This is a genomic window from Pseudorhodobacter turbinis, from assembly GCF_005234135.1.
Lineage (GTDB): Bacteria > Pseudomonadota > Alphaproteobacteria > Rhodobacterales > Rhodobacteraceae > Pseudorhodobacter > Pseudorhodobacter turbinis.
Map to the genome: position 1 here is coordinate 1,083,532 of NZ_CP039964.1, position 23,391 is coordinate 1,106,922.

The 23,391-nt window shown below is 60.5% G+C and carries 16 protein-coding genes; 3 read left to right on the top strand and 13 right to left on the bottom strand.

Going from position 1 to position 23,391, the window contains the following annotated elements; all coding sequences use genetic code 11:
* Positions 1 to 32: 32 nt before the first annotated feature.
* From ileS to EOK75_RS05105, 3 genes are all read right to left on the bottom strand, one after another.
* Complete coding sequence (gene ileS, locus EOK75_RS05095) at positions 33 to 2,921, bottom strand: isoleucine--tRNA ligase (protein ID WP_137192894.1); 2,889 nt, start codon at positions 2,919 to 2,921, stop codon at positions 33 to 35.
* Between the two features lie 211 nt (positions 2,922 to 3,132).
* Positions 3,133 to 4,140, bottom strand: a complete 1,008-nt coding sequence (locus EOK75_RS05100) for a YcjF family protein (protein WP_137192895.1) — start codon at positions 4,138 to 4,140, stop codon at positions 3,133 to 3,135.
* Positions 4,141 to 4,149: 9 nt separating this feature from the next.
* Entirely contained in the window at positions 4,150 to 5,559 is a 1,410-nt protein-coding gene (locus EOK75_RS05105) for a YcjX family GTP-binding protein (protein ID WP_240794026.1), read from the bottom strand.
* 112 nt (positions 5,560 to 5,671) lie between these two features.
* On the opposite strand from EOK75_RS05105, the gene truA reads away from it, so the two are divergent.
* On the top strand, positions 5,672 to 6,442 hold the full coding sequence (gene truA / locus EOK75_RS05110) for a tRNA pseudouridine(38-40) synthase TruA (RefSeq protein ID WP_137192897.1): 771 nt from the start codon (positions 5,672 to 5,674) through the stop codon (positions 6,440 to 6,442).
* A gap of 2 nt (positions 6,443 to 6,444) precedes the next feature.
* Here truA and EOK75_RS05115 read toward each other — a convergent pair whose 3' ends face one another.
* From EOK75_RS05115 to meaB, 10 genes are all read right to left on the bottom strand, one after another.
* Positions 6,445 to 8,538 carry a 3'-5' exonuclease gene (locus EOK75_RS05115; protein WP_137192898.1) on the bottom strand — a complete coding sequence of 698 codons (2,094 nt, stop codon included), beginning with the start codon at positions 8,536 to 8,538 and terminating at the stop codon, positions 6,445 to 6,447.
* Positions 8,539 to 8,559: 21 nt separating this feature from the next.
* Positions 8,560 to 8,946: a response regulator transcription factor gene (locus EOK75_RS05120; protein ID WP_137192899.1), complete on the bottom strand. Its 387-nt coding sequence runs from the start codon at positions 8,944 to 8,946 to the stop codon at positions 8,560 to 8,562.
* 4 nt (positions 8,947 to 8,950) lie between these two features.
* Entirely contained in the window at positions 8,951 to 9,472 is a 522-nt protein-coding gene (locus tag EOK75_RS05125; RefSeq protein WP_137192900.1) for a hypothetical protein, read from the bottom strand.
* A 25-nt stretch (positions 9,473 to 9,497) separates the two neighbouring features.
* Complete coding sequence (locus EOK75_RS05130; protein ID WP_137192901.1) at positions 9,498 to 11,315, bottom strand: DUF294 nucleotidyltransferase-like domain-containing protein; 1,818 nt, start codon at positions 11,313 to 11,315, stop codon at positions 9,498 to 9,500.
* Between the two features lie 70 nt (positions 11,316 to 11,385).
* The gene (locus EOK75_RS05135; RefSeq protein ID WP_137192902.1) at positions 11,386 to 13,173 is read right to left on the bottom strand and encodes a sodium:solute symporter family protein; all 1,788 of its coding nucleotides are present in this window, start codon (positions 13,171 to 13,173) and stop codon (positions 11,386 to 11,388) included.
* Positions 13,174 to 13,188: 15 nt separating this feature from the next.
* On the bottom strand, positions 13,189 to 13,446 hold the full coding sequence (locus tag EOK75_RS05140; protein WP_137192903.1) for a DUF4212 domain-containing protein: 258 nt from the start codon (positions 13,444 to 13,446) through the stop codon (positions 13,189 to 13,191).
* A 64-nt stretch (positions 13,447 to 13,510) separates the two neighbouring features.
* On the bottom strand, positions 13,511 to 14,191 hold the full coding sequence (locus EOK75_RS05145) for an adenylate kinase (protein WP_137192904.1): 681 nt from the start codon (positions 14,189 to 14,191) through the stop codon (positions 13,511 to 13,513).
* Between the two features lies 1 nt (position 14,192).
* Positions 14,193 to 16,157, bottom strand: a complete 1,965-nt coding sequence (acs, locus tag EOK75_RS05150; RefSeq protein ID WP_137192905.1) for an acetate--CoA ligase — start codon at positions 16,155 to 16,157, stop codon at positions 14,193 to 14,195.
* 471 nt (positions 16,158 to 16,628) lie between these two features.
* Positions 16,629 to 18,926: a glycosyl hydrolase family 28-related protein gene (locus EOK75_RS05155; protein ID WP_137192906.1), complete on the bottom strand. Its 2,298-nt coding sequence runs from the start codon at positions 18,924 to 18,926 to the stop codon at positions 16,629 to 16,631.
* 130 nt (positions 18,927 to 19,056) lie between these two features.
* A complete protein-coding gene (gene meaB, locus EOK75_RS05160; protein ID WP_137192907.1) occupies positions 19,057 to 20,040 on the bottom strand; it encodes a methylmalonyl Co-A mutase-associated GTPase MeaB in 984 nt (327 codons plus the stop codon).
* A 173-nt stretch (positions 20,041 to 20,213) separates the two neighbouring features.
* Here meaB and EOK75_RS05165 point away from each other — a divergent pair, with 173 nt between their 5' ends.
* On the top strand, positions 20,214 to 20,939 hold the full coding sequence (locus EOK75_RS05165; protein ID WP_137192908.1) for a DUF3108 domain-containing protein: 726 nt from the start codon (positions 20,214 to 20,216) through the stop codon (positions 20,937 to 20,939).
* Between the two features lie 7 nt (positions 20,940 to 20,946).
* Positions 20,947 to 23,391, top strand: coding sequence for an ATP-dependent helicase HrpB (gene hrpB / locus EOK75_RS05170; RefSeq protein ID WP_137192909.1), 2,445 nt, complete (start codon positions 20,947 to 20,949; stop codon positions 23,389 to 23,391).

Sequence of the window (23,391 nt, forward strand, 5' to 3'; positions counted from 1 at the left end):
ATGCGAAAAGGGGGCGCGAACGCCCCCCGAAATCAGCCCAGTGCCGCGTTGCAACGCGCGCACGTACCGGGGTGCTTATGGGTGCCAACATCAGGCAAGATCTGCCAACAGCGCACACATTTTTCACCCGGTGCCATCTCAAACACCACGGCCACGCCCGGCACTTCGGGCAGGCGGAACGCCTCGGCAGGTGCAGGATCGCCGGTCAGGCTTACGCCCGAGGTGATGCTCAGTTCCGCAAAATTGACCGATTTCATCGCCGCAAGCAGATCAGCATCCTCAACATGCACCACGGGGGCCGCCTCAAGGCTGGCACCGATCACCTTGGCGCTGCGCTGCACCTCAAGGGCGGCAATCGTGGCACGGCGCGCCGCACGCAGTCCGACCCATTTCGCCGCCAGCTCGGGGTTGAGCCAATCACTCGGCGTCTCGGGCATGTCCTGCAAATGGACAGAGCTACCTTCACCCGGAAAGCGCGAGAGCCAGACATCTTCCATCGTGAAGACCAGGATCGGCGCAAGCCAAGTGGTCAAACGGTGGAACAGCAAATCCAGCACTGTGCGTGCGGACCGGCGGCGCAAACTGTCAGCCGCATCGCAATAAAGTGCATCCTTGCGCACGTCAAAGAACACCGCCGAAAGGTCTGTCGTGGCAAAGGTGAACAGCTTTTGGAACACGCCTTGGAAATCAAACGCACCATAGCCCTTGCGCACCTCGACATCCAGTTCTGCCAAACGGTGCAGCACCCATTGCTCCAGCTCTGGCATGTCCTTGACATCAACCCGTTCGGCATCGGTAAAGCCCGCCAGATTGCCCAGCATAAAGCGCATCGTATTGCGCAAACGGCGATAGCTGTCAGCCGTGCCTTTCAGGATTTCCTTGCCGATGCGCTGATCCACGGTGTAATCGGCCTGCGCCACCCACAGCCGCAAAATATCCGCGCCGTATTGCTTGATGATTTCCTCTGGTACCACGGTATTGCCGACGGATTTGGACATCTTCATGCCCTTTTCATCCAGCGTAAAGCCGTGTGTTACCACGTTGCGGTACGGCGCGCGGCCAAGTGTGCCGCAAGCCTGAAGCAAGGAGGAATGGAACCAGCCGCGGTGCTGGTCAGTGCCCTCCATGTAAACATCGGCAATCCCGTCTTCTGTACCATCCGCGCGGTCGCGCAGCACAAAAGCATGGGTGGAGCCACTGTCAAACCACACATCCAAAACATCAAAAATCTGATCATAGGCCTCGGGATCATGCAGGCCATCAAGGATTTTTTCCTTGAACCCTTGCACATACCAAACATCCGCGCCGTCGGCCTCAAACGCCGCCAAGATCCGCTGGTTCACCGCATCATCACGCAGCAAGAAGTCCGTATCGGTCGGTTTCGCCCCGCGTTTGATGAAACACGTCAGCGGCACACCCCAAGCACGTTGCCGCGACAGCACCCAATCAGGCCGCGCCTCGATCATCGAATACAGCCGGTTGCGCCCGGTTTGCGGCGTCCATTTCACCAGCTTGTCGATAGAGGTCAACGCGCGGCTACGGATGGTATCGCCGTTCTGCCCCATGCCATCGTCCAACGTCTTGTCGATCGCGACAAACCACTGCGGCGTGTTGCGATAAATCACCGGCGCTTTGGAGCGCCACGAATGCGGATAAGAGTGTTTCACCTTGCCCTTGGCCAGCAAGCCGCCCGCATAGGCCAGTTGCTTGATCACCTCAACATTGGCGGGGCCGTCTTTGCCATCGGAGTTGATGATGGATTGACCGCCAAAGATCGGCAGATCCTTGCGGTAAGAGCCGTCCGGTTCAACATTATAGGTCATCGGCAGGCCGAATTTCAGCCCGACCTGATAGTCGTCATCCCCGTGGCTGGGCGCGGTATGCACAAAGCCCGTACCCGCATCATCGGTCACGTGATCGCCCGGCAATATGGGCACATTGTAATCCCACTCGCCCTCGGCACCTTCGACACCGCGGAACGGGTGGGCAAGGGTCATCCCCTTCAACTCGTCCGGCGACACATCGCGCAGGCGCGTGACCATGCCCTCTTCCAGCTTGGCGGCAGCAAAGACCGAAGCGGCAAGCGCATCGCCAAGGATGATCTTCTCCCCGACCTTTGCCTGAGAATTCTCCGGTGCGTCCGTTACCTCATATAGCCCATAAGCGATGCCGGGGCCAAAGCAGACCGCACGGTTTTGCGGAATGGTCCAAGGGGTCGTGGTCCAGATCACCACTGTCAGGCTATCTTCACCGACCACCTTGAACCGCACCCAGATCGTGTGGCTGGTGTGATCGTGATATTCCACCTCTGCCTCGGCCAGTGCGGTTTTCTCAACCGGCGACCACATGACGGGTTTGGAGCCTTGGTAAAGCGAGCCGTTCATCAGGAATTTCATAAACTCCTCGGCGATCACCCGTTCGGCGTGGAAATCCATGGTCAAATAGGGGTCGGCCCAATTGCCAGCAACGCCCAAACGCTTGAATTCCTCGCGTTGGATGTCCACCCAACCGGCGGCAAAATTGCGGCATTCCTGACGGAAGGCGACGGTATCAACGTCATCCTTGTCAAGACCCTTTTCGCGGTACTGCTCCTCGATCTTCCATTCGATCGGCAGGCCGTGACAATCCCAGCCCGGCACATAGCGCGCATCAAAGCCCATCATCTGATGCGAACGCACGATCATATCCTTGATGGTCTTGTTCAGCGCGTGGCCGATATGCAGATGCCCGTTGGCATAGGGAGGGCCATCATGCAGCGTAAAGGGCTTGCGGCCGGTCTTTTCGCGCAGGCGGTCATAGATGCCGATTTTCTCCCAATGGGCAAGCCATTCCGGCTCTCGCATGGGCAGGCCTGCGCGCATGGGGAATTCGGTTTCGGGCAGAAAAACACTGTCTTTATAGTCAGGCGTGGCGGCGCACATGGGCGTTTCCTTACGGATCAAAATGATGGGGGACAGGCGAAAACGAGACCGCGCAAAGGCTGGCGGCAAAGGGCATCCCGGCGGCTGAACGGATCAGATCGCCGGGCCGCTAATTCGTATTGTTTTCACATATAGCTGTCGCATATCCGAGGTTATACGCCCGGTTGAGCGCTTGGTCCAGCCATGCAATGCAAGGATTTTGCCCCAGCCCCTAGCGGGGCTTGGTCATGGCCGATGAAACACCGTCAAACACACCGCTCAAGGCGCGGCTCATCAGGTTAGAGACCTTGGGGCGCGGCAGGGCGTGGAAGGCCATCGGGCGGCACAGCTCCATCGCGGCGACGCCGACACGGGCGGTCAATGCGCCGTTCACCACGCCCTCGCCAAAGCGGCGCGAGAGTTTGCTTAGCACCCCGCCCCCCGCGACCGATCCAATCAGGTCATCCCCAAGCGCCAACGCGCCCGTGGCCAGCAGGTGCGAGAACACGCGGCGCAACAGCTTGAAACTGCCCAAAGTACCCGAGCGCCCGCCATAGATCACCGCGATCTTGCGGATCATCGACAGGTTCGCAAAAAGCGCCACCGCCACATCCGCAAGCGCCAAGGGCACCAGCGCCGTCACGGTCGCCACACGGCGGGCGGCGGCCTCTATCTCGGCGCGGGCGGCCAGATCCAGCGGGGCCAGAAGCTGGGCCTCGGTCAAGTTCAGCAAAGCATCGGCATCCAGAACCTCGGCGCGACGCTCGGCCAGATTGGCCGCACCCCAGCGCAGGTCAGGACGGGATTTATAAAGCCCCAGCAGGTGATCCGTGGCTTTGCCCGCGGTTTTCAGATCGCCCGCCTTACGGGCCACCGCCACCTCGGCGCGCAACCCGTCCAGACGGCCAAGACGGTAAAACCCCATCCCCTCACGAATGGCCAACCCCAACAGCGCCAAGACGGCCAGCCCCGTCAGCCCGAAGGCCAACCAGCCCAGCCAGCTGTTGCGCGCCAAAAGCCCCGTCACGAAATCATAGACCGCAACCGAGATCATCAGGCTGAACAAAGCCCCCAAAGCCCAAACCGCGAAGCGTGTGATGCGCGAGGGTCGCGCCACGGCCAAAGCCGCCGCTGCCTTGACGGCGCGCCCGTCCGGCAGCCCTAAATCCGGCACCGGCGGCGCATCAGACGGGGTCAGCGTGGGGGTGTCGTCAAGGTCGATCAATACAGGTTTTGCCATGTGAAATCCTTAGCCCAGCCGGTCTGACAACAGAAAATCCGCCGCCCGATCCAGCCGGATATGGGGCGGCCCGTCACCGGGGCGCAAGGTCAGGCGGGCGGGTGCGAATGACATGATGGAGTAATCGGCATTAAGCCAGGCCGCCTCTCCCTTGCGGGCGGGGGACAGCAGGTGGTTGGGGTCCTCGGGCAACTGGCCTGCGTACATCGCCGCCTGCTTGCCGGTGTCAAGCAAGGTGCCGCGCACCAGATCAAGGGTGGCGCCGTTGTGCTCGCGAGTTTCCTCAATGGTGGCGCGCAGCGAGGCCAGCGACATCGCGCGGGTTTCGGCACCGGCAAAGGCGGCACGGTCGCGCGCCTCTCGCAAAAGCGCCTCGGTGATCGCGGTCAGGCGCGGGTGTTGGGAATGGTGAAGGTGGTCGGCCTTGGTCGCGGCGAACAGGATTTTATCCACCCGTTTGCCCAGCAACAAAGACGTCAGAAACCCATTATTTCCGGGCCGAAAGGCGCCCAGAATTTCGGCCATGGTGCGGCGCATATCCTCAAGCGCCATCGGCCCTGCGTGGATCGCCCCCAGCACATCCATCAGCACCACCTGCCGGTCAATCCGCGCAAAGTGATCGCGAAAGAAGGGTTTGACCACGCGGGATTTATAGGCCTCAAACCGGCGATCCATTTCGCGCCAAAGGCTGCCGCGCGGGGCCTCCAGCGGCTTGGGCAGTGGTGCGAATGTCAAAACCGGGCTGCCCGCCAGATCACCGGGCAACAAGAACCGCCCCGGCGTGCAATCGGACCAGCCCGCCGCCCGCGCCTCTTGCAAATAAGCGGTGAAACTGGCGGCAAGCGTTTGGGCGCGCGGTTCGTCCAGCTTAAGGCTGGCATCCTCGGCGCGGGCCTGTGCCATGAAGGCTTCGGCCTGCGTCCGATGCGCGATACGCTCCAAGGTCGCCTCGGACCACTCGGTATAAGTCTTGCCCATAAGCGAGAGATCCAGCAACCATTCGCCCGGGTAATCGATGATATCCAGATGGATGGTACGCGGCCCCCGCAAGCCCCCCAGAAACCCCGAAGGGCGCACGCGCAACGACAGGCGCAGTTCCGATATGGCACGCGTAGAGGCGGGCCAATGGGGGGCTGCCCCCGTAATCGCACCCAGATGTGTCTCATATTCAAAGCGGGGCAAGGTGTCATCGGGCTGCGGTTGCAAAAACGCGGCCTCGACCCGCGGGGCCGCGCCGAATTGCGGCATCCGCCCGCGATCAAGCAGATTGGCCACAAGGCTGGTAATAAAAACCGTCTTGCCCGCCCGCGAAAGCCCCGTCACGCCCAGCCGGATCACGGGTTCAAACAGTGCCTCGGATACGCCGGAAATCGCGGTTTCGGCACTGCGGCTGATGCCATCTGTTATTCTACCCAGCACGAAATGCCCCTTATCTTTGTGCCTCAAGATAGGCACTCTGCCGCTCGGATCAAAGGGGGAAAGCGGCATGGAGGGCCTTGTCAGGACAAATCGGGCGGGGTAACCCAAGGCCATGCCACGCTATGCACTGAAAATCGAATATGACGGCGGGCCATTCAACGGCTGGCAACGGCAGCCCGAAGGGCAGCTGACGGTTCAGGGCGCGGTTGAGGCGGCCCTTGGCCGGCTGCAACCCGGTCCCCACACCATTGCCGCCGCCGGGCGTACCGATGCGGGCGTGCATGCGCTGGGACAGGTCGCCCATTGTGATCTGGCCAAGGATTGGGACCCGTTCCGGTTGGGCGGAGCCATCAACGCACATCTGCGCCCTTTGCCAATTAGCATCGTGGCCTGCGCGCAGGTGCCCGATGATTTCCACGCGCGGTTTTCGGCGATGGAGCGGCGCTATCTGTTCCGGCTGGTGGCGCGGCGGGCGCCTGTGACCCATGACCGCGGGCTTGTCTGGCAGGTTGGGCATGATCTGGATATTGGCGCGATGCGTGAGGGGGCTGCGCATTTGATCGGCCTGCATGATTTCACCACCTTCCGGTCCAGCATGTGCCAATCGGCCTCTCCAGTCAAAACGCTGGATGAGATTACGATCACCCAGATCGATTATCCCGGTGGGCAGGAATACCGCTTTGCGCTGCGGGCGCGCTCATTCTTGCACAATCAGGTGCGATCCATCGTCGGCACGTTGGAACGTGTTGGCGCAGGCAATTGGGAACCCGACAAGGTGCGGCAAGTGCTGGAGGCGGCGCATCGCCCCGCCTGCGGCCCCGTCTGCCCGCCACAAGGGCTTTACCTGCGTGAGGCCGGTTATCCGTTTGATCCCTTCGCATGAGATCAGTTCAAATCCTTGAGCAGCCGACCATGGCGGCGCATTTCAGCCAGAACATCGCCAAAGCTGTTCAGCTCCCGCCCCTTGAGCATCGGCAGCAGCTTCAGAAACGCATCTGCCGTCGCGACCGTATCGCCAATGGCGGTGTGGCGCGCCTCTTCGGGGATGGTGATCGAGAGACGGTGCGTCAGCGCATCGAGGCTGTGATCCTCATGCTGGCCGAATACCACCGCCGAGAGCAGAACCGTATCGAGGATCGGGTTATCGAAAGTCGCGCCAATACTGGCCTCATTGCGGCGCAGAAATTCCATATCAAAGGGCGCGTTATGGGCGATCAACACCGCCCCTTGTGCAAACCTGTGGAACGCCCGCCCGACTGTGCCTATATCGGGGGCGTCCTGTACCATCGCCTCGGTGATACCATGCACCACCGTTGAAGCCGCAGGAATAGAACGCCCCGGATTGACCAAAGTGTCAAACACCTCAGACGCCACACGTTTGCCGTTGACGATACGCACCGCCGCGATCTGCACGATCTCATCGCCTTGCGCGGGCAACAGCCCCGTGGTTTCGGTATCGAACACCACATAGGTCAAATCCGACAGCGCGGTATCGGCAACCGCCTCGTTGCGGGCCTTGCCCAAGAGGTCGAAATCATAGACCACGGCGCGGGCAATCGGCTTGGGGCGCGGGCCGCTGCGCCGCGCAATGCGCAGGGGCAAGCAGATGGCTTGGCGACCTTCGGCATCGGTTTCGGGCCAGATCTCTGTGGCGTGTCCCATCAGAACATGACGCCCTGTCACCCCCGGCACATCGGCATCCAGCACCGAATCCAGCCAGCCCTCCAGAGGGGCCAACAGCAAGGGCGCACCGTCCCAGCACAGGCGCAGCAGGGCGTTGCCACTGTCTTCTTCCACCGTCAACGCGAATTCCCTGACCTCATGCAGTTCGGCCACGCCCGTCGCCAATCGCGCCAAAAGCCCGACCACCTCAAACCCGTCACCGCGCAGCAGCAAGGGCACATCGCAGGCCTTCAGGGTCAGGCCCTGCGCCTCCAGCTTGGCGCGCAGGCTGTCGGCGATATCGGCCACACGTAGGGGGGAGCGCGGGATCGCCTCGGCGCGGCCTTCCTCTTGTTGGGCGGCCAGATCGGTGACGGTTGCGGTCAGGCTCTCGGCCTCGGCACGCAGGGCCACATCCATCGCGGCAGGCGGCGGCGTGCCTTCGGGCAGCACCGACAGCAAAGCGCGCAGATTGGCGGCGGGGCGGCGGATACGGTCCAGAACATCGGCCAGCAGTGCCTCACGTTTGGCATGGGCGGCCAGATCGGCGGTGACATCGCGCAGGGTCAGCACATAGCCCGGCGCGGCACTGTCATCCGGCAACAACCGCATCCGCGCGGCAAGGATCTCTGCCCCGTGGCGAGTGGCACAGAGCAGGTCCGAGGCGGCATCGGCATCCTCGGCCTCGATCAGGCGGCGGTGGGCATGGCGGATCGGGCCTTCGCGCAAATAATCAAACAGATTGCGGTCCAGCCCCGGCCCTTGGTCCGCGCCGATCAAATCCACCGCCGTACCGTTGTAAAACACCAGCTGATGATCGCCTGAACACAGGATCACCCCCACCGGCACATCCGACAATAGCGCCGCCAGCCGGTCCTTTTCCGCAGAAAGACGGGTGGTTTCGCGGGCAACAGCCTCGGCCAGCGCATTGCGCGTTTCCGACAGGGTAAGGGCGGTGGCTTGGGCCGCGGGGGCCAGATCGCCCAAATAGCGCGCGGCACCTTGGTCCAACGCGCTGTCCACGCTGGCATGGGCGCGGGCGCGCAAGGCCCCCGCCAAAAGGTCGATGGGTTTAGAGACGTTCACATCAAACAGATACCACACACCCGCCGTCAGCCCCAGCACGCCAAAGCTGCCGATTACCCCCGCCTGCACAAAGGCATTCAAACTATCGGCCGATCCCAGCCGCCGGTAGCCAAGCCCAAGCCCCAAGCCCAACAGCACCACAGCGCCAAGCCCGAGGGCGGCAAAGAACAAAAATACCCGCAGCCGCAGCCCGAGATGGTCCAGCGCGAAAGCTTTGGCCTTACCTGTCATCTTCGCCCCCCTGTTGCCTGTTTAGCCTTCCAGCAAACGCCGCACCTCCGCCCGCAGCTCTCCCAGCTCGAACGGCTTGGAAATAAAACCGTCCGCCCCCAGCGCGAGGCCCTTTTTACGTTCAATCGCGGAGCCGCGCGCGGTCATCATCAAGACCTTGATCGCGCCCATATCGGGGTCCAGCCGCATCGCCTGACAAATCTCATAGCCCGACATTTCCGGCAGCATCACATCAAGCAAGACCAGATCGGGCTGCATGTCACGGATGCGCGGCAGGGCCTCGCTGCCATTGGCGACGCGGTCATGGGAATAGCCTTCGCGCGTCAACAGATAATCCAGCGCGAGGGCGATGTTATCCTCATCCTCGACCACCAAAACGCTGTGCTGTTTTACTCCATCTGATACCATGACCTTACCCTTTCCGACATGCAGCCTGAAGCAATTCATCATCCGGCCCGACGTCCACCCACGCGCCGCCCGAAAGCGTGCCATCAGGCGCAAGGGCAGCCCCCTCAACCAGATCGGCACGGCGCGCGCCTGCGCAATCAAAGGCCAGCGGCACACGGCGTGTCGGCGCCCAGCGTTGCACCAGCATCACCTCGGCACGGCGAAAGCCGCTGTCCTCAAGGCTGGTGACCATGCCGGTGCGGTCCAGCGCCGCAAAACGCAGCGAGACCGGGAAGATATAGGTCCACGGGCGGTAGATCACCTTATCGGTCGGGGTCGACAGGATGATCACATCCTCGGGCAAGGCCTCCGTGGTGCGCCCGTACCAAGAATATTCGTTCCAGATCGAAAACAGCAGCATCCCAAGCCCGAACGCGGCGGGGATTGCCCATTTCGGGATACGGTTCTTGGTCAGGTGGCGCAGAATAATGACGAAACCGACGAACCCGCCCCCCGCCGCAAAGGTGGCGATCAGATCCATCAGCATAGGTAAGTCTCTTTCTTGTACGGGTTCATCTACGCGCCCCTCTGGCCTGTCCAATGGCCGATTGCATGGTCCGCACCACAACGAACGCATCACGTAGGTGCGAACGCTCAAAATCCGACAGATCGGAGGGTGCCATAAAATTATCGGGCTTGCGCCCCGAACGGATCAACCGCGCCTGATTTTCCAGCCGGATCTCGGCGATCATGTCATAGGCCTCTACCAGATCGCGCGCGCCCGAGGTGGAGATAACGCCCGCCTCCTCGGCCGCCAAAAGCCGCGCGCGGGTGTTCACCGCCACCCCCTTGCCGATTAGCGCATAAACGCGCCCCAAGTCGGTAACCGGCACCACGCCGCTGTGCTTCAGGTCGATGTGGTTTTTAAACTCCCCCGAGCGGATGGTCGCAAAGCCCCGCAGCAGGCCCAACGGGGGGGAGTGGGTCAGACTGTTGGCAATCATATGCGCCACGAAGATCGAGTTTTTCGCGGCCATTTCAAGGGTTTCGTCCTGAAGATCGCGGAACAGGCTAACCGCCCCACCGATGGGGCGCAAATCGAACATCACGCTGGCCAGCATCTGTGCCTTGGGGTCGGGCCGCGAAACCCATTGGTGAAAATACCCGCGCCAGACGCTAACAGGTTGGCACCATTGCGGGTTCGTCGCCATCATATCGCCGGGGCAATAGAAATAGCCCGCCGCATCCAGACCGTCGCTGACAAACTTCGCCAAAGCCGCGAAATAGGGCATGTCGTCGGGGGTGGCGGCATCATCCAGCATCAGGCAGTTGTCCTGATCCGAAACACCGGTCTGTTCCTGCCGCCCTTGCGACCCGCAGGCCAGCCACAGATAGGGCACCGGCGGCGGCCCAAGCGTTACTTCGGCCAGCGCCAAAAGGCGGCGGGTAACGGTATCGGCGATGTCGGTGATCAGCCGCGTTACCACCTCATGCGGGCTTTTGGAGCCAACAAGCTGCGCCAGAAGGGCGGGAATGCGGCCGGTGACCTCGGCCATTTCGGCCACGGTTTCGGCCATGGCCGCATCGCGCACAAGGCTGGCCGAAGAGACCGCCTGAAACCGTGTCAGATCGGTCTGCGTGACCATCCCCACCAGCTGCGTGCCCTCGACCACCGGCAGATGGCCGATGCGACGTTCCAACATGATATGCAAGATATCAGAGCCAAGATCATCCGGCGTCAGGGTTACGGGGTCACGGGTCATAATGCCCGCAACGGGGCTGTTCGGGTCCAGCCCGATGGCCATCACCTTATTGGTCATATCGCGGGTGGTGACGATGCCTTGGAACACGCCGTCCTCAACAATACCAAGGCTGGAGACGTGATGGTCCCGCATCTTGGCCGCCGCAGTGCGGATGCTGGCATCAGGATCAATCCAGACAGGCTTGCGCGCCATCAGGTCCGCAACTTTTTGGGTTGTCAGATCGGCACCCCGCCCTTCGGCCCCGCGGCCTCGGCTGAAAAAGCGGGCAAAGGCGGGGGAATTGGCGATAAGACGTTTGAATTCGGTGGTCGGCAGCATCAAGGTGACGGTCTCTTCGATGCAGCGCGCGGTGGTCACGGCCAAACCGTCGCGCATTATGCCGCGCTCACCAAAGGAATTTCGGGGGCCCAGCAGCGAGACAAGCCCGCCCGAAGGGTCCAGCACCTCTATCGAGCCGCGCTTGACCAGATACAGTCCTTCAAGCGGTTGGCCGATATGGTAAATCTCGTCTCCGGCAGCAAATTCGCGGCGATCGAACACGCCCGCAACCTGCACCAGATCATCCTTTGACAACGTGTCATAGGGGTGAACGGTCTCCAAAAAGCTGATGATCGCTGATTGCGTCATATTTTGGTTCACGTCCTGAAATACAAAGGGAAACACCCCCCCCGACATGATCGCCGGGGGGGCCGTGATTTTAGTGGCCGGTTGCGGCACCGGCACCTTTCGGCACGCGGATGCTTTCAACCAGTTCCTGGATATGTGCAGGTGGCGCTTTGGTGGCGTTAGACACCAGATAAGCCACACCGAAGTTCACCATCGCACCAACCGCCCCGAAGGAAGTCGATTTGATCGACAGCAACAGCGGATCAGCATCGGTAAAGCTGTTGGTGCCTGCAACGAAGAACCAACCTTTGTGCAAGAAGATATACACAATGGTCACCAGCAGACCGGCCAACATCCCTGCCACAGCGCCCGAGTTGTTGATGCGCTTTGAGAAGATGCCCATCATCAGTGCCGGGAAGATCGACGATGCCGCCAGACCGAAGGCAAGTGCCACGGTCTGCGCCGCAAAGCCCGGAGGGTTAAGCCCCAGATAGGTCGCAACCACGATGGCAACCGACATCGAGATACGCGCGGCCAACAGCTCGTTCTTTTCCGAGATGTTGGGGTTCAGCTGGCCTTTGATCAAGTCATGGCTGATGGCAGAAGAAATCGCCAGCAACAGACCCGCCGCAGTGGACAGAGCAGCCGCAAGACCACCCGCCGCGATCAGCGCGATAACCCAGGATGGCAGGTTCGCGATTTCGGGGTTGGCCAGAACCATGATGTCGTTGTTCACGGTCAGCTCGTTCCCGGCCCAGCCTTTTTCAGCAACACTCGCGTTAAAGGCTTCATCCGTGGACTTGTCGTTGTAGTACTGGATCTTGCCGTCGCCGTTCTTGTCTTCGAACGCCAGCAGGCCTGTCAGTTCCCAGTTTTTCATCCATGCCAGATCGGGTTCGGTCTGGATCGCCTCAAGCGAAAGTGCCTCGCCTGCGGTGCCTTCTGGCCACATGGTATCAGTGATGTTCAGACGGCCCATCGCACCAAGTGCGGGGGCAACCGTGTACAGCAGCGCAATAAACACCAGCGCCCAACCGGCCGAAGACCGCGCATCAGACACCTTTGGAACCGTGAAGAAACGCACGATAACATGAGGCAGACCCGCAGTACCGATCATCAGTGACATGGTGAACAAGAACATATTCAACGTGGTGTCGGTGTGGCCGGTATAGGCATTAAAGCCCAGCTCTTGCACGATTTGGTCCAGCTTGGCCAGAAGTGGCATACCCGATGCTGTATGCTCCGAGAACAGGCCGATCGGTGGCAGGAACTGACCCGTCAGTTGCAGCGAGATGAACACAGCCGGAATGGTATAGGCGGTGATCAAAACAACATATTGCGCAACCTGCGTATAGGTGATGCCCTTCATGCCACCAAGAACGGCATAGAAGAATACAACCCCCGCACCGATGAACAGGCCGGTCGAAACCTCGACCTCCAGGAAGCGCGAGAAGGCAACGCCAACGCCGGTCATCTGGCCGATCACATAAGTCACCGAAGCAACGATCAGGCAGACAACAGCCACCAGACGCGCGGTCGGGCTATAGAAACGGTCACCGATGAATTCCGGCACGGTAAACTTGCCGAATTTGCGCAGGTATGGCGCCAGCAACATCGCCAGCAACACATAGCCGCCGGTCCAGCCCATCAGATAAGCCGAAGTGTCATAGCCGCCAAAAGAGATGATGCCGGCCATGGAGATAAAGGAGGCCGCAGACATCCAGTCCGCACCGGTTGCCATGCCGTTCAAAACCGGGTGAACACCCTGCCCTGCTGCATAGAACTCGGCGGTGGAACCTGCGCGCGCCCAAATGGCGATACCGAAGTATAGCGCGAAAGTCGCACCAACCACGATAATATTGAGGGTAAACTGATCCATTTTTCTGCTTTTCCCTTATTCGTCCACGCCGTGTTCGGCGTCAATTTTGCCCATCTTCCACGCGTAGAAGAAGATCAGCACCAAAAAGACCAAGATTGATCCCTGCTGTGCGAACCAGAAGCCCAGATCCGTGCCTCCGACCGAGATACCCGAAAGCATCGGGCGCAGAAGAATGCCAAAGCCGAATGAGCATGTGAACCAGATGACCAGACTGATAAGAATGATCCTGATGTTTGCAGCCCAATAGGCGTTGGACGATGATTTGTCCGCCATTGTGTATACTCCCTGTTTTTAGTCCCTCACCGTTGTTCCGAAATGGAAAAACGGCCTTCCCGTTTTAGCCGACCACCTGCGCAACGCGGGCCTGCATGGCATCGCGAACCGTTGCGATATCTGCCATAGCATCGACCTCTTCCAACACGCCCCGGCCTTTGTAATAGGCGATAAGCGGCGCCGTCTGGGCGTGATAGGCGTTCAAGCGCGCCCCCGCCGTTTCGGCATTATCGTCGGCGCGGCGTTTGAAATCCGTACCGCCGCATTTGTCGCAAACCCCCGCTTTTGCAGGCTGTTTGAACGTATCGTGATACCCCTCGCCGCAATCGGCACAGGTATAGCGGCCCGCAACGCGGGCAATCATCGGTGCATCCTCGACCTCCATCGAGATCACCGAATTCACGCGCTGACCGGTGCTGGCAAGCAAACCGTCAAGCGCCTCCGCCTGCCCCGCAGTACGGGGAAAGCCGTCCAGAATAACGCCGCGTTTGGTATCTGCATCGCCCATACGGTCCCGCAGGATCGCCAGAACGATATCATCCGACACCAGCCCACCTGCCTCCATCACCGCCTTGGCCTGTTTGCCCGCCTCGGTTCCGGCCGCCACAGCCGCACGCAGCAAATCACCGGTTGAAAGCTGCACGAGGCCAAATTTTTCCTCAAGCATCCGCGCTTGGGTGCCCTTGCCGGCCCCGGGGGGGCCAAGCAAGATAAAGACTGCGGGGGGTGTTGTTTGCGCCCCCATATCAGCGCCGGTTCATACGGTTGGCGATCAACTCTTCGACCACAGACGGATCGGCAAGCGTGGAGATATCGCCCAGCGCGTCATAATCGTTCTCTGCGATTTTGCGCAGGATACGGCGCATGATCTTGCCCGAACGTGTCTTGGGCAGGCCCGGCGACCATTGGATCAGATCGGGGCTGGCAATCGGGCCGATTTCCTGACGGACCCATTTGACCAGATCTTTGCGCAGTTCATCCGTCGGCTCCACATCATTCATCAAGGTGACATAGGCATAAATACCTTGCCCCTTGATTTCATGCGGATAACCAACGACCGCAGCCTCGGCCACCATCGAATGGGCGACAAGCGCGCTTTCGACCTCTGCAGTGCCCATGCGGTGACCGGAGACGTTGATCACATCATCGACGCGGCCCGTGATCCAGTAGTAACCATCGGCATCACGGCGACAGCCATCGCCAGTGAAATAATAGCCCGGATACTGGCTGAAATAGGCCTCCTCAAAGCGGGCATGATCGCCCCACAGGGTGCGCATCTGGCCCGGCCAGCTGTCCGTGATGCACAACACGCCCTCGGCGGCGGTTTCGGTTTGCACTTCTGCGGTTGCAGCATCCAGAATCACCGGCTTGACGCCAAAGAACGGCATGGTCGCAGATCCCGGCTTTTGCGGAACAGCGCCCGGCAGCGGGGTGATAAGGTGACCACCGGTTTCGGTTTGCCAGAAGGTATCGACGATCGGACATTTACCCTTGCCGACATGGGTGTTGTACCAATTCCACGCTTCGGGGTTGATCGGCTCACCCACCGAGCCGAGAAGCTTCAGGCTGGACAGGTCATGCTTTTCAACCCATTCGGCACCCTGACCCATCAACGCACGGATGGCGGTGGGGGCGGTGTAGAACTGATTGACTTTATGCTTGGCGCAAACCTCCCAGAAGCGCCCCGCATCGGGATAGGTCGGAACGCCCTCGAACATGATCGTGGTGGCGCCATTGGCCAGCGGACCATAGATGATGTAGCTGTGCCCCGTGACCCAACCCACATCCGCGGTACACCAGAACACATCGCCGTCATGGTAATCGAACGTCATTTGATGCGTCATTGAGGCGTAAACCAGATAGCCGCCCGAAGTATGCACAACGCCCTTGGGTTTGCCCGTAGAGCCAGAGGTATAAAGGATAAACAGAGGGTCTTCGGCGTTCACCTCAACATAGGAACAATAGGGGCTAACCTCGGCCATCTCGGCCTTTACGTCGATATCGCGCCCAGAAACCCACGAGGTCTGGTCGCCGGTATGCTTGACGACAAGGCATTTCACGCGGTCGTCGCAATGCAGCAAGGCCGCATCGGTATTGGCCTTGAGCGCGGTCTTGCGCCCGCCACGAGGGGCAAAGTCAGCGGTGATCACGCATTTCGCCTCGGAATCATTGATCCGGTTGGACAGCGCATCGGGCGAGAAACCCGCAAAAACGATGGAATGGATGGCACCGATCCGCGCACAAGCCAACATGGCATAGGCAGCCTCGGGGATCATCGGCAGATAAATCACAACGCGGTCACCCTTGGTCACGCCATGCGCCTTGAGCACATTGGCCATACGGCAGGTGTTTTCCAGCAATTGTGCATAGGTGATGTGCAGCGCGGGGGTGTCGGGGTGATCCGGCTCCCAGATAATCGCGGTTTGGTTGGCGCGGGTGGTCATATGCCGGTCAACGCAATTGGCCGAAACGTTCAGCTGCCCGTCCTCAAACCACTTAATCGATATATTCCCCGGCTCGAAGCTGGTGTTCTTCACCTTGGTATAAGGCTTGATCCAGTCAATTCGTTTGCCGTGCTCGGCCCAAAAAGCAGCCGGATCAGCGGCAGAGGCCGAATACATCGCTTCATAACCGGCAGCATCAACATGCGCCGATGCGACAAACTCATCAGAAGCGGGATAGACCGAAGGGGCCTGGACGGGCTGCGACATTACAATTCCTCCTCTTTGCGGGCATCACTCTGCCCTGGCGCGAACCATTACAGCCTGCAGCGGCCGCTATGGTCTGGAGTTCACTATAGCCCATCCGTCAACTTTTACGTAACTCTTTTTGAAACAATGATATTTCTGTAAATTCATTTACCAAAAGGTCATATATTTTGTAAATCTAGAAAATTGTGACAATTTTTTGACATTGTTTTTCAAAACGATAGGCGTTCACAAAGCGGTGATAAAATATGCCGAACTGCCCAGAACGCGTGCAGTAATGCAACCTGACCCTAGGTTAGACGTCAAGCGCGAACAAACAGACCGCGGCCTGATTTCCACGGTACCTACCTAAGTGATTCGAGTGATTCGTCCCTGAGCATCCCTGCGACCATCGTTGTTCGTGCCGCACGAATCCTACAGCCTTCCAAAGCAAAGGGCGGGCCAATTTCGGCCCGCCCCTCCATCAATTCAAATCTAGTTCGGGTTGTCGCAGCGGATCACTGCCTGAACCCGCCCCTTCAAGGCGCGAGGCCATCGGACATGGATCTGTCGCGAGTCCACGCCTTTTTCAATCTCGACATAGGGCATCGAGTAATCGAGCACATTGCTGACCGTCCGGATACCACCTTCAGCCACCACGGATTGCACATTTCGTGCCCGCGCCCCAAAGGGCAGGAAGCCCGCCGTATCCACCACCCAAACTTCGGATTCAGTGTTCTGATCATGCTGGATCGTCACCGGGCTTTGCGTGATCTGGTCGACCCCGTTAAAGGCGTTCGACTCAAAGACCACATTGCGGAAACGGCTGTAATCAAGCGTTGAGTGCGTTGTATCGACCGCCTCAACCCTATCGATATTGCCATTCACCGTGCGGAACACGTTGTCATTGAACGTCAACCCGTTGATGAAATGGCCCGGCCCGTAAGGCTTGATCATGAAGTAGTTGAACGATGTCGACGTATCGGTAGAGGTAAAGATATTGCCAGTAACCGTCAGCCCGCCAAAGGAGTACTCCGAGTTGAACTCCGGTTCGGCGTCATGTTCATTGCCCCATTCGATATAGCAGTTATCGATGTAATTGCCCGTGATCAGCGTTTTCACATTGGTCGAGGTGAAAACGATCCCTGCACGCCGCACGCCCGCAGGCTGATCATCGCCCTGAAAGAAGTGGTTGCCGATGATCATATTGCCAGAACCGGCCAGAACCGCAAAATGCGCAAAGCGGACAATGCGGTTCCCCCGCAGCTTTGGATCATTGGCATTCACGTTCAGCGCGATGGTGGTGCGATCCTGAACCCGCAACGGCTGCTCATTCGACAAGAACTGGCACTGGTCCACAAACAGACCCTGACAGCCTTCAAAGATCGAGGTGATGCCACGGTCTTTGGGGCTGTTGAACACGCAATCGGCAAAACGGGTGCCGATACCTGCATAGGGCAACATCACCCCGCTGGAGCGACCGTTACATTTGAACTCGATATCGGTCATTTCAAACCGGCCCAGATTAACAAAACCGCTGAAGTCGAGCAGATACTTATAACGCGTGAACGTATAGGTCCGCGAGCCGGCAGCCCCCCAAAGCGGGCGGTTCAACTCAATCGTGCCTGCACCGACATCCTTGGATGCGACGTAAATCTCACGCCCCACACCTGTGCCCGTCACCCGCGATCCGACAATGATATTGGCCACATTTGCCACATTGGTCAGCCGCATCGCATTTGATGTCGGCGTATAGGTCGCAACCGATGTTGCGGTTTCACTTTCCCACTCGGATGAGATTTCCGCCTCGATCTGGCCATTGCTCAACACCCGCCGCTGCACAAGTTTGTCCATTCCTGCCACGGCGGCAACATCCACAGGCCGGGTCAAAAGAACGCGCCGACCGCTCAGGTCAAAGGTCGCATGGTCGGTGAAATAGAACAGCACCTGAAGCCCGCGGCGAAAGCCCTCTTCCTCATCACCGAAGGCCGCCTCATAGGTGTCGAGATTGTAGTCACGCGTACAAGACAGGCGGAACTCATCGGGCATGGAAACCGTACCCTCAAACCGGACCTTGTTGTTGAAGGTGACATTCGTATTCAGGAAATACGTCCCCTTGGAGACCAAAATGGAAACCCCGTTACCGCTCGCATAGATGTCGGCGGCGTCAAAGGCGGCGGAATCGTCGGTAACGCCATCCCCTCGCGCGCCAAAGTCGCGCACATCCACCCAGTCCATCAGATCGCGCAAGAAGGCACCGGTGACATCTTCGATCTCGATGTCATCAATGCGCACCACGCCCCCGTTGGAGCCGGTCAGATCCAGCCCGAAATGGCCGTAAACCGGTGTCGGACCCCAAGGCATATCCACGCCCGAGCGATTGCCGGTGGCGATGATTGCAGAAACCGTAACGATCTCGCCGTAGGTCGTCAGCGTAACCGCCGGCCCCACCTGAGGCACACCCGACACGTTGCTATTATCCGACGCGCCGGCCCAACCCGCGATCCGTACCGTTGGGAAATTGCCCGAAACCGCCTTCACCTTGGCAGAGACCCGCAAATACAGCCCCGGAATAATCGGCGTTTCACCATAAGATCGCAGCTTCTGGGTGTTTGAGGTTTTCGTCAGCTCCAGACAGCCGCCAAAATCCTGATCCGCCGGCACAAAAGCCGCATTTGCTTGCCCGGCATAGCTGCCCGTTCCCGGTGTGCCGTCTTCGCGCGACCACAGGTCAAGCCCAGCTGAAAACGGGGGGGGCGTCAGCACCAGCCCGTCGGTAATCGCCATATTCATTGATCCAAACCCTCATTCTTTTGCGCCAATCGCAAGACGAGCCCGATCCGAGCCTGCTATGACAGCGGCCAGAATGACAATGCGGGGTTAATTCAGCTTAACGGTAGCGTACGCTGGTACCCGAGCCAGATCAGTTGCGGGCGGCCATCTGCGCCAGAACCTTGGCGGCGGCGCTATCCGGGGTGGCCTCTCCGCGTGCGACTGCATCGCCCGTCGCTTGCATCGCGGCCCGGATATCGGGGCTGGCAGTTAGTGCGGCCAAAAGCCCTTGGCGGACCTCTTCTTCGAACCAATGCCGGGCCTGAACGGCGCGGCGTCGGTCCCAATGGCCATGTTCGCGCCGCCATTCCGTCAGCGATTGCATCTCTTCCCAAGCGTTCGCAAGGCCTTCATCCTCCAACGCGGAAACGGCCAAGGCTTTGGGGAAATCCGGCGGGTCTTGGGGGCGGCGGCGCAAAAGACGCAACGCACCGGAATAATCGGCACGGGTCCGTGTGGCGGCCGCTTTCAAATCGCCATCGGCCTTGTTGACCAAGATGATATCCGCCATCTCCATGATACCGCGCTTGACCCCTTGCAACTCATCCCCGCCCGCAGGCGCAAGTAGCAAGATGAACAGATCCGACAGCTCCGCAACCACGGTTTCGGATTGCCCGACCCCCACGGTTTCGATCAGCACCACGTCAAAGCCCGCCGCCTCACACAAGGCCACCGCCTCACGCGTGCGCCGCGCCACGCCGCCCAGATGCGTCCGGCTGGGAGAGGGGCGGATAAAGGCCATAGGCTCACGGCTCAAACGCTCCATCCGGGTTTTATCGCCAAGGATCGATCCCCCCGACCGCGCCGAACTCGGGTCCACCGCCAACACCGCCACGCGCAATCCCTGCGCCACCAACATCAGGCCAAAGCTTTCAATGAAGGTCGATTTCCCCACCCCCGGCGTGCCTGAAAGCCCGATCCGCAGCGCTTGGCGCTGTGTGCTGCGCAACGCGTCTGCCAGCTCCAGCGCCTGCGCACGGTGATCGGCGCGCGCTGATTCCACCAAAGTAATCGCCCGCGCCAAGGCCCGCCGGTCGCCCGCAGCCACTTTTTGTGCAAGTTCTGAAATATTCATACGACAGCTCCGGCAAGGTTTCGCTTGTATTCGGACAAGCTGACGCCATTGTCACCCTCTCCGCCATGGTTTGGGGTTTTTTGCCCCGTCCGTTCCCTATATGCCAGAGCAAAGGGGGAAAAATGTCCAAAAAGCCGCACTCCGTTTCCCCGAGGCCGCCCCAGAAGGACCGTATGACAGCATCATTTCGTACCCTTGCCCTTAGTCTCATGCTTGTGCTGCCCGGAATGGCCCATGCCCAGCGCATAGAGGACAAGGCCACCTTTGACGTGGTCATCCGCGGCATCAGCGCCGCCTCCCTCAGCTTTTCGGGGGCCGAGGAAGGCAACCGCTATGCCGTCTCTGGCCTGCTCAAAAGCGCCGGAATTGCTGCACTGTTTCGCAAGATCAGCTACCGCGCCACCGCAAAGGGCACCGTTAACGGCACCAGATATACCCCTTCAAGCTATGTCGAAGAGGCCGACAACGGCAAAACGCAATCCACCAGCACAATGACCTATTCGCGCGGTGTCCCCAATGCGGTGCAATACACGCCCCCCCGCAAGGGCCGCGACAAGGATGTAAACCCCGCCACAATGGGTGGCACCGTCGATACATTAACTGCCCTCTATGCGATTTTGCGCGATGTGGATGTGGGGCAGGAATGCAAGGTTTCCCTGAAAATGTACGATGGCCGCTATGTCAGCTCCATCGCCCTTGCCAATCTGTCAAGGCAAGGAAACGCGGTTATCTGCTCAGGCCAATACATCCGCATACAAGGCTTTTCCGCCGAGGAAATGGCCGAGCGCACCGTCTTTCCCTTCACCCTGACCTATCAGCCCCTGGACAATGGCCGGATGCGGGTGACCGAGGTGGCGATGCAATCCATCTATGGCAAAGCCGCGATGAAACGTCGATAAGAATGCTGTGAAACCAACTGCTCCCCTCCCGATTGATGAGGCATTGCCCCGCCTGCTGGACGCCCTGCGCGCCCGCAATATGGCCGTGCTTCAGGCCCCCCCCGGTGCGGGCAAAACCACCCGTGTGCCCTTGGCCATGCTGGAGGCCAAGCTCTGCACCGGCCGTATCCTGATGCTGGAGCCGCGACGCCTTGCCGCGCGATCCTCGGCAGAACGGATGGCCGAAACCTTGGGTGAGCCCGTGGGCCAGACCGTCGGCTACCGTGTGCGCGGTGAGGCGAAAACCAGCCGCGCCACCAGAATCGAGGTGGTCACCGAGGGCGTCCTGACGCGCATGATCCAATCCGACCCCGGCCTTGACGGCATCGGCGCGCTGATCTTTGACGAGTTCCACGAGCGCAGCCTGAACGCCGATCTTGGCCTTGCCCTCTCGCTGGAAATCCGCAGCGCCCTGCGCGAAGATCTTCTACTTTTGGTCATGTCCGCCACGCTGGATGCCGCCCCCGTTGCGGCATTGATGGGCGACGCACCGCTGATCACATCCCAAGGCCGCGCCTTTCCGGTAGAAACCCGCTGGCTGCCCCGCCCCCTTCCCGCCCGCGCGCGGCTGGAAACCGAGACCGCCGCCCTTATCCTACAGGCGCTAAAGGAATGCCCCGAAGGTGGCTTGCTGGCCTTTCTGCCCGGCGAGGGTGAGATCCGGCGCACTGAATCCGCTCTGAAAAACCAACTCCCCGACGGTTGCACAATCCGGCCCCTGTTTGGCAATATGAGCTTTGCCGACCAGCGCGCGGCCCTTGCCCCCCAAGCCTCGGGGCGCAAGATCGTGCTGGCCACCGCCATTGCCGAGACCTCGCTGACGCTGCCCGATATCCGCGTGGTGGTGGATGCGGGCCGATCCCGCCGCGCACGGTTTGACCCGAATTCCGGCATGTCGCGCCTTATCACCGAACGCGCCACCAAGGCCGAGGCCGAACAACGCCGCGGCCGCGCGGGCCGTGTGGCGCAAGGCACCTGCTACCGGCTTTGGACCAAGGGCGAAGAAGGCGGGCTCGCCCCCTTCCCCCCCGCTGAAATTGAGGCCGCCGATTTGACCCCCTTGGCGCTGGAACTCGCGCTTTGGGGCAGCGCCGAGGGGCTGGGGTTTCTGACCCCGCCAAATCCGGGTGTGATGGCCGAGGCGCAAGCTCTGCTAACCGCGCTTGGCGCGCTCAAGGACGGGCGCATCACCGACCACGGGCGCGCCTTGGCGGCATTGCCCCTGCATCCCCGCCTTGGCCATATGCTGCAAACTGCGGGGGGCGGGCCGGATGCCGCAACGCTGGCCGCCCTTTTGGCCGAGCGCGACCCCTTGCGCGGTGCCCCGCCCGATCTGGGGCGGCGGATTGCGGCCATCACCAACCCGCGGGCTGCGGCTGAACACAATGCCGACCGCGGCGTGGTGGACCGCATCAAGCAAGAGGCCAAGCGCCTGAAACGCAATGACAAACCCAGCGATTTCAGCACCGCCCAGCTTGCCGCCCTCGCCTATCCCGATCGCATCGGGATGCGGCGCAAAGGCGATGCCCCGCGCTTTATCCTTGCGGGTGGCAAAGGAGCGATCATGGAAGAGGGCACACCGCTGGCCAATCACCGCCTGATCGTCGCCACCGATCTGGACGGCGACACCCGAGAGGCCCGCATCCGCCAAGCTGCCCCCTTGATGGATGCCGAGTTGCGCGCGCTTTACGCCGATCAGATCGCATGGGTGGATGTCTGCGAATGGTCGCGCCGCGATGGCAAGATCATTGCAAGGCGGCAAGAGCGTTTCGGGGCGCTGATCCTGGATGACCGGATCTGGCCCGATGCCCCGCCCGAAGCCATGGCGCGCGCCGGTTTTGACGGCCTGCGGGTGATTGGCCTGCCGTGGACGCCCGCCGCCGCGCGGCTCAGGGCGCGGGTGGATCTGTGTCGCCAAGACGGGAGCGAGCTGCCGGACCTGTCGGATGCCGCCCTGCTGGAAAACCCCGATTGGTTGCTGCCGTATCTGAGCGGGTTGAAATCCGAAGGTCAGCTGCGCAATCTGGACCTGACGGATGCCCTGCGTGCCTATCTGGGGTGGGAGGCGATCCAGCTTCTGGACCGTCTGACGCCGAGCCATTTCACGACCCCCTTGGGCCGCCGCATCCCGATAAACTATGACGGTGAGGCACCGGAGATAGAGCTGCGCCTGCAAGAGATGTTTGGCGTGACGACACACCCTTGTGTCGGGCCAAAGGCACTTCCGCTGCGCATCACGCTGCTGTCGCCGGGCGGCAAACCCGTGCAGGTCACGATGGATCTGCCGGGGTTCTGGACCAATTCCTATGCCGATGTGCGCAAGGATATGCGGGGGCGCTATCCGCGCCACCCTTGGCCCGAAAACCCGCGAGATGCCGACCCGACCCTGCGCGCCAAGCCTCGCGGGACGTGA

Coding starts and splice junctions, on each gene's coding strand:
- ileS (WP_137192894.1), bottom strand. CDS start 2,921: ATGTGCGCCGCCACGCCTGACTATAAAGACAGTGTTTTTCTGCCCGAA.
- EOK75_RS05100 (WP_137192895.1), bottom strand. CDS start 4,140: ATGGCAAAACCTGTATTGATCGACCTTGACGACACCCCCACGCTGACC.
- truA (WP_137192897.1), top strand. CDS start 5,672: ATGCCACGCTATGCACTGAAAATCGAATATGACGGCGGGCCATTCAAC.
- EOK75_RS05115 (WP_137192898.1), bottom strand. CDS start 8,538: ATGACAGGTAAGGCCAAAGCTTTCGCGCTGGACCATCTCGGGCTGCGG.
- EOK75_RS05120 (WP_137192899.1), bottom strand. CDS start 8,946: ATGGTATCAGATGGAGTAAAACAGCACAGCGTTTTGGTGGTCGAGGAT.
- EOK75_RS05125 (WP_137192900.1), bottom strand. CDS start 9,472: ATGCTGATGGATCTGATCGCCACCTTTGCGGCGGGGGGCGGGTTCGTC.
- EOK75_RS05130 (WP_137192901.1), bottom strand. CDS start 11,315: ATGACGCAATCAGCGATCATCAGCTTTTTGGAGACCGTTCACCCCTAT.
- EOK75_RS05135 (WP_137192902.1), bottom strand. CDS start 13,173: ATGGATCAGTTTACCCTCAATATTATCGTGGTTGGTGCGACTTTCGCG.
- EOK75_RS05140 (WP_137192903.1), bottom strand. CDS start 13,446: ATGGCGGACAAATCATCGTCCAACGCCTATTGGGCTGCAAACATCAGG.
- EOK75_RS05145 (WP_137192904.1), bottom strand. CDS start 14,191: ATGGGGGCGCAAACAACACCCCCCGCAGTCTTTATCTTGCTTGGCCCC.
- acs (WP_137192905.1), bottom strand. CDS start 16,157: ATGTCGCAGCCCGTCCAGGCCCCTTCGGTCTATCCCGCTTCTGATGAG.
- EOK75_RS05155 (WP_137192906.1), bottom strand. CDS start 18,926: ATGAATATGGCGATTACCGACGGGCTGGTGCTGACGCCCCCCCCGTTT.
- meaB (WP_137192907.1), bottom strand. CDS start 20,040: ATGAATATTTCAGAACTTGCACAAAAAGTGGCTGCGGGCGACCGGCGG.
- EOK75_RS05165 (WP_137192908.1), top strand. CDS start 20,214: ATGACAGCATCATTTCGTACCCTTGCCCTTAGTCTCATGCTTGTGCTG.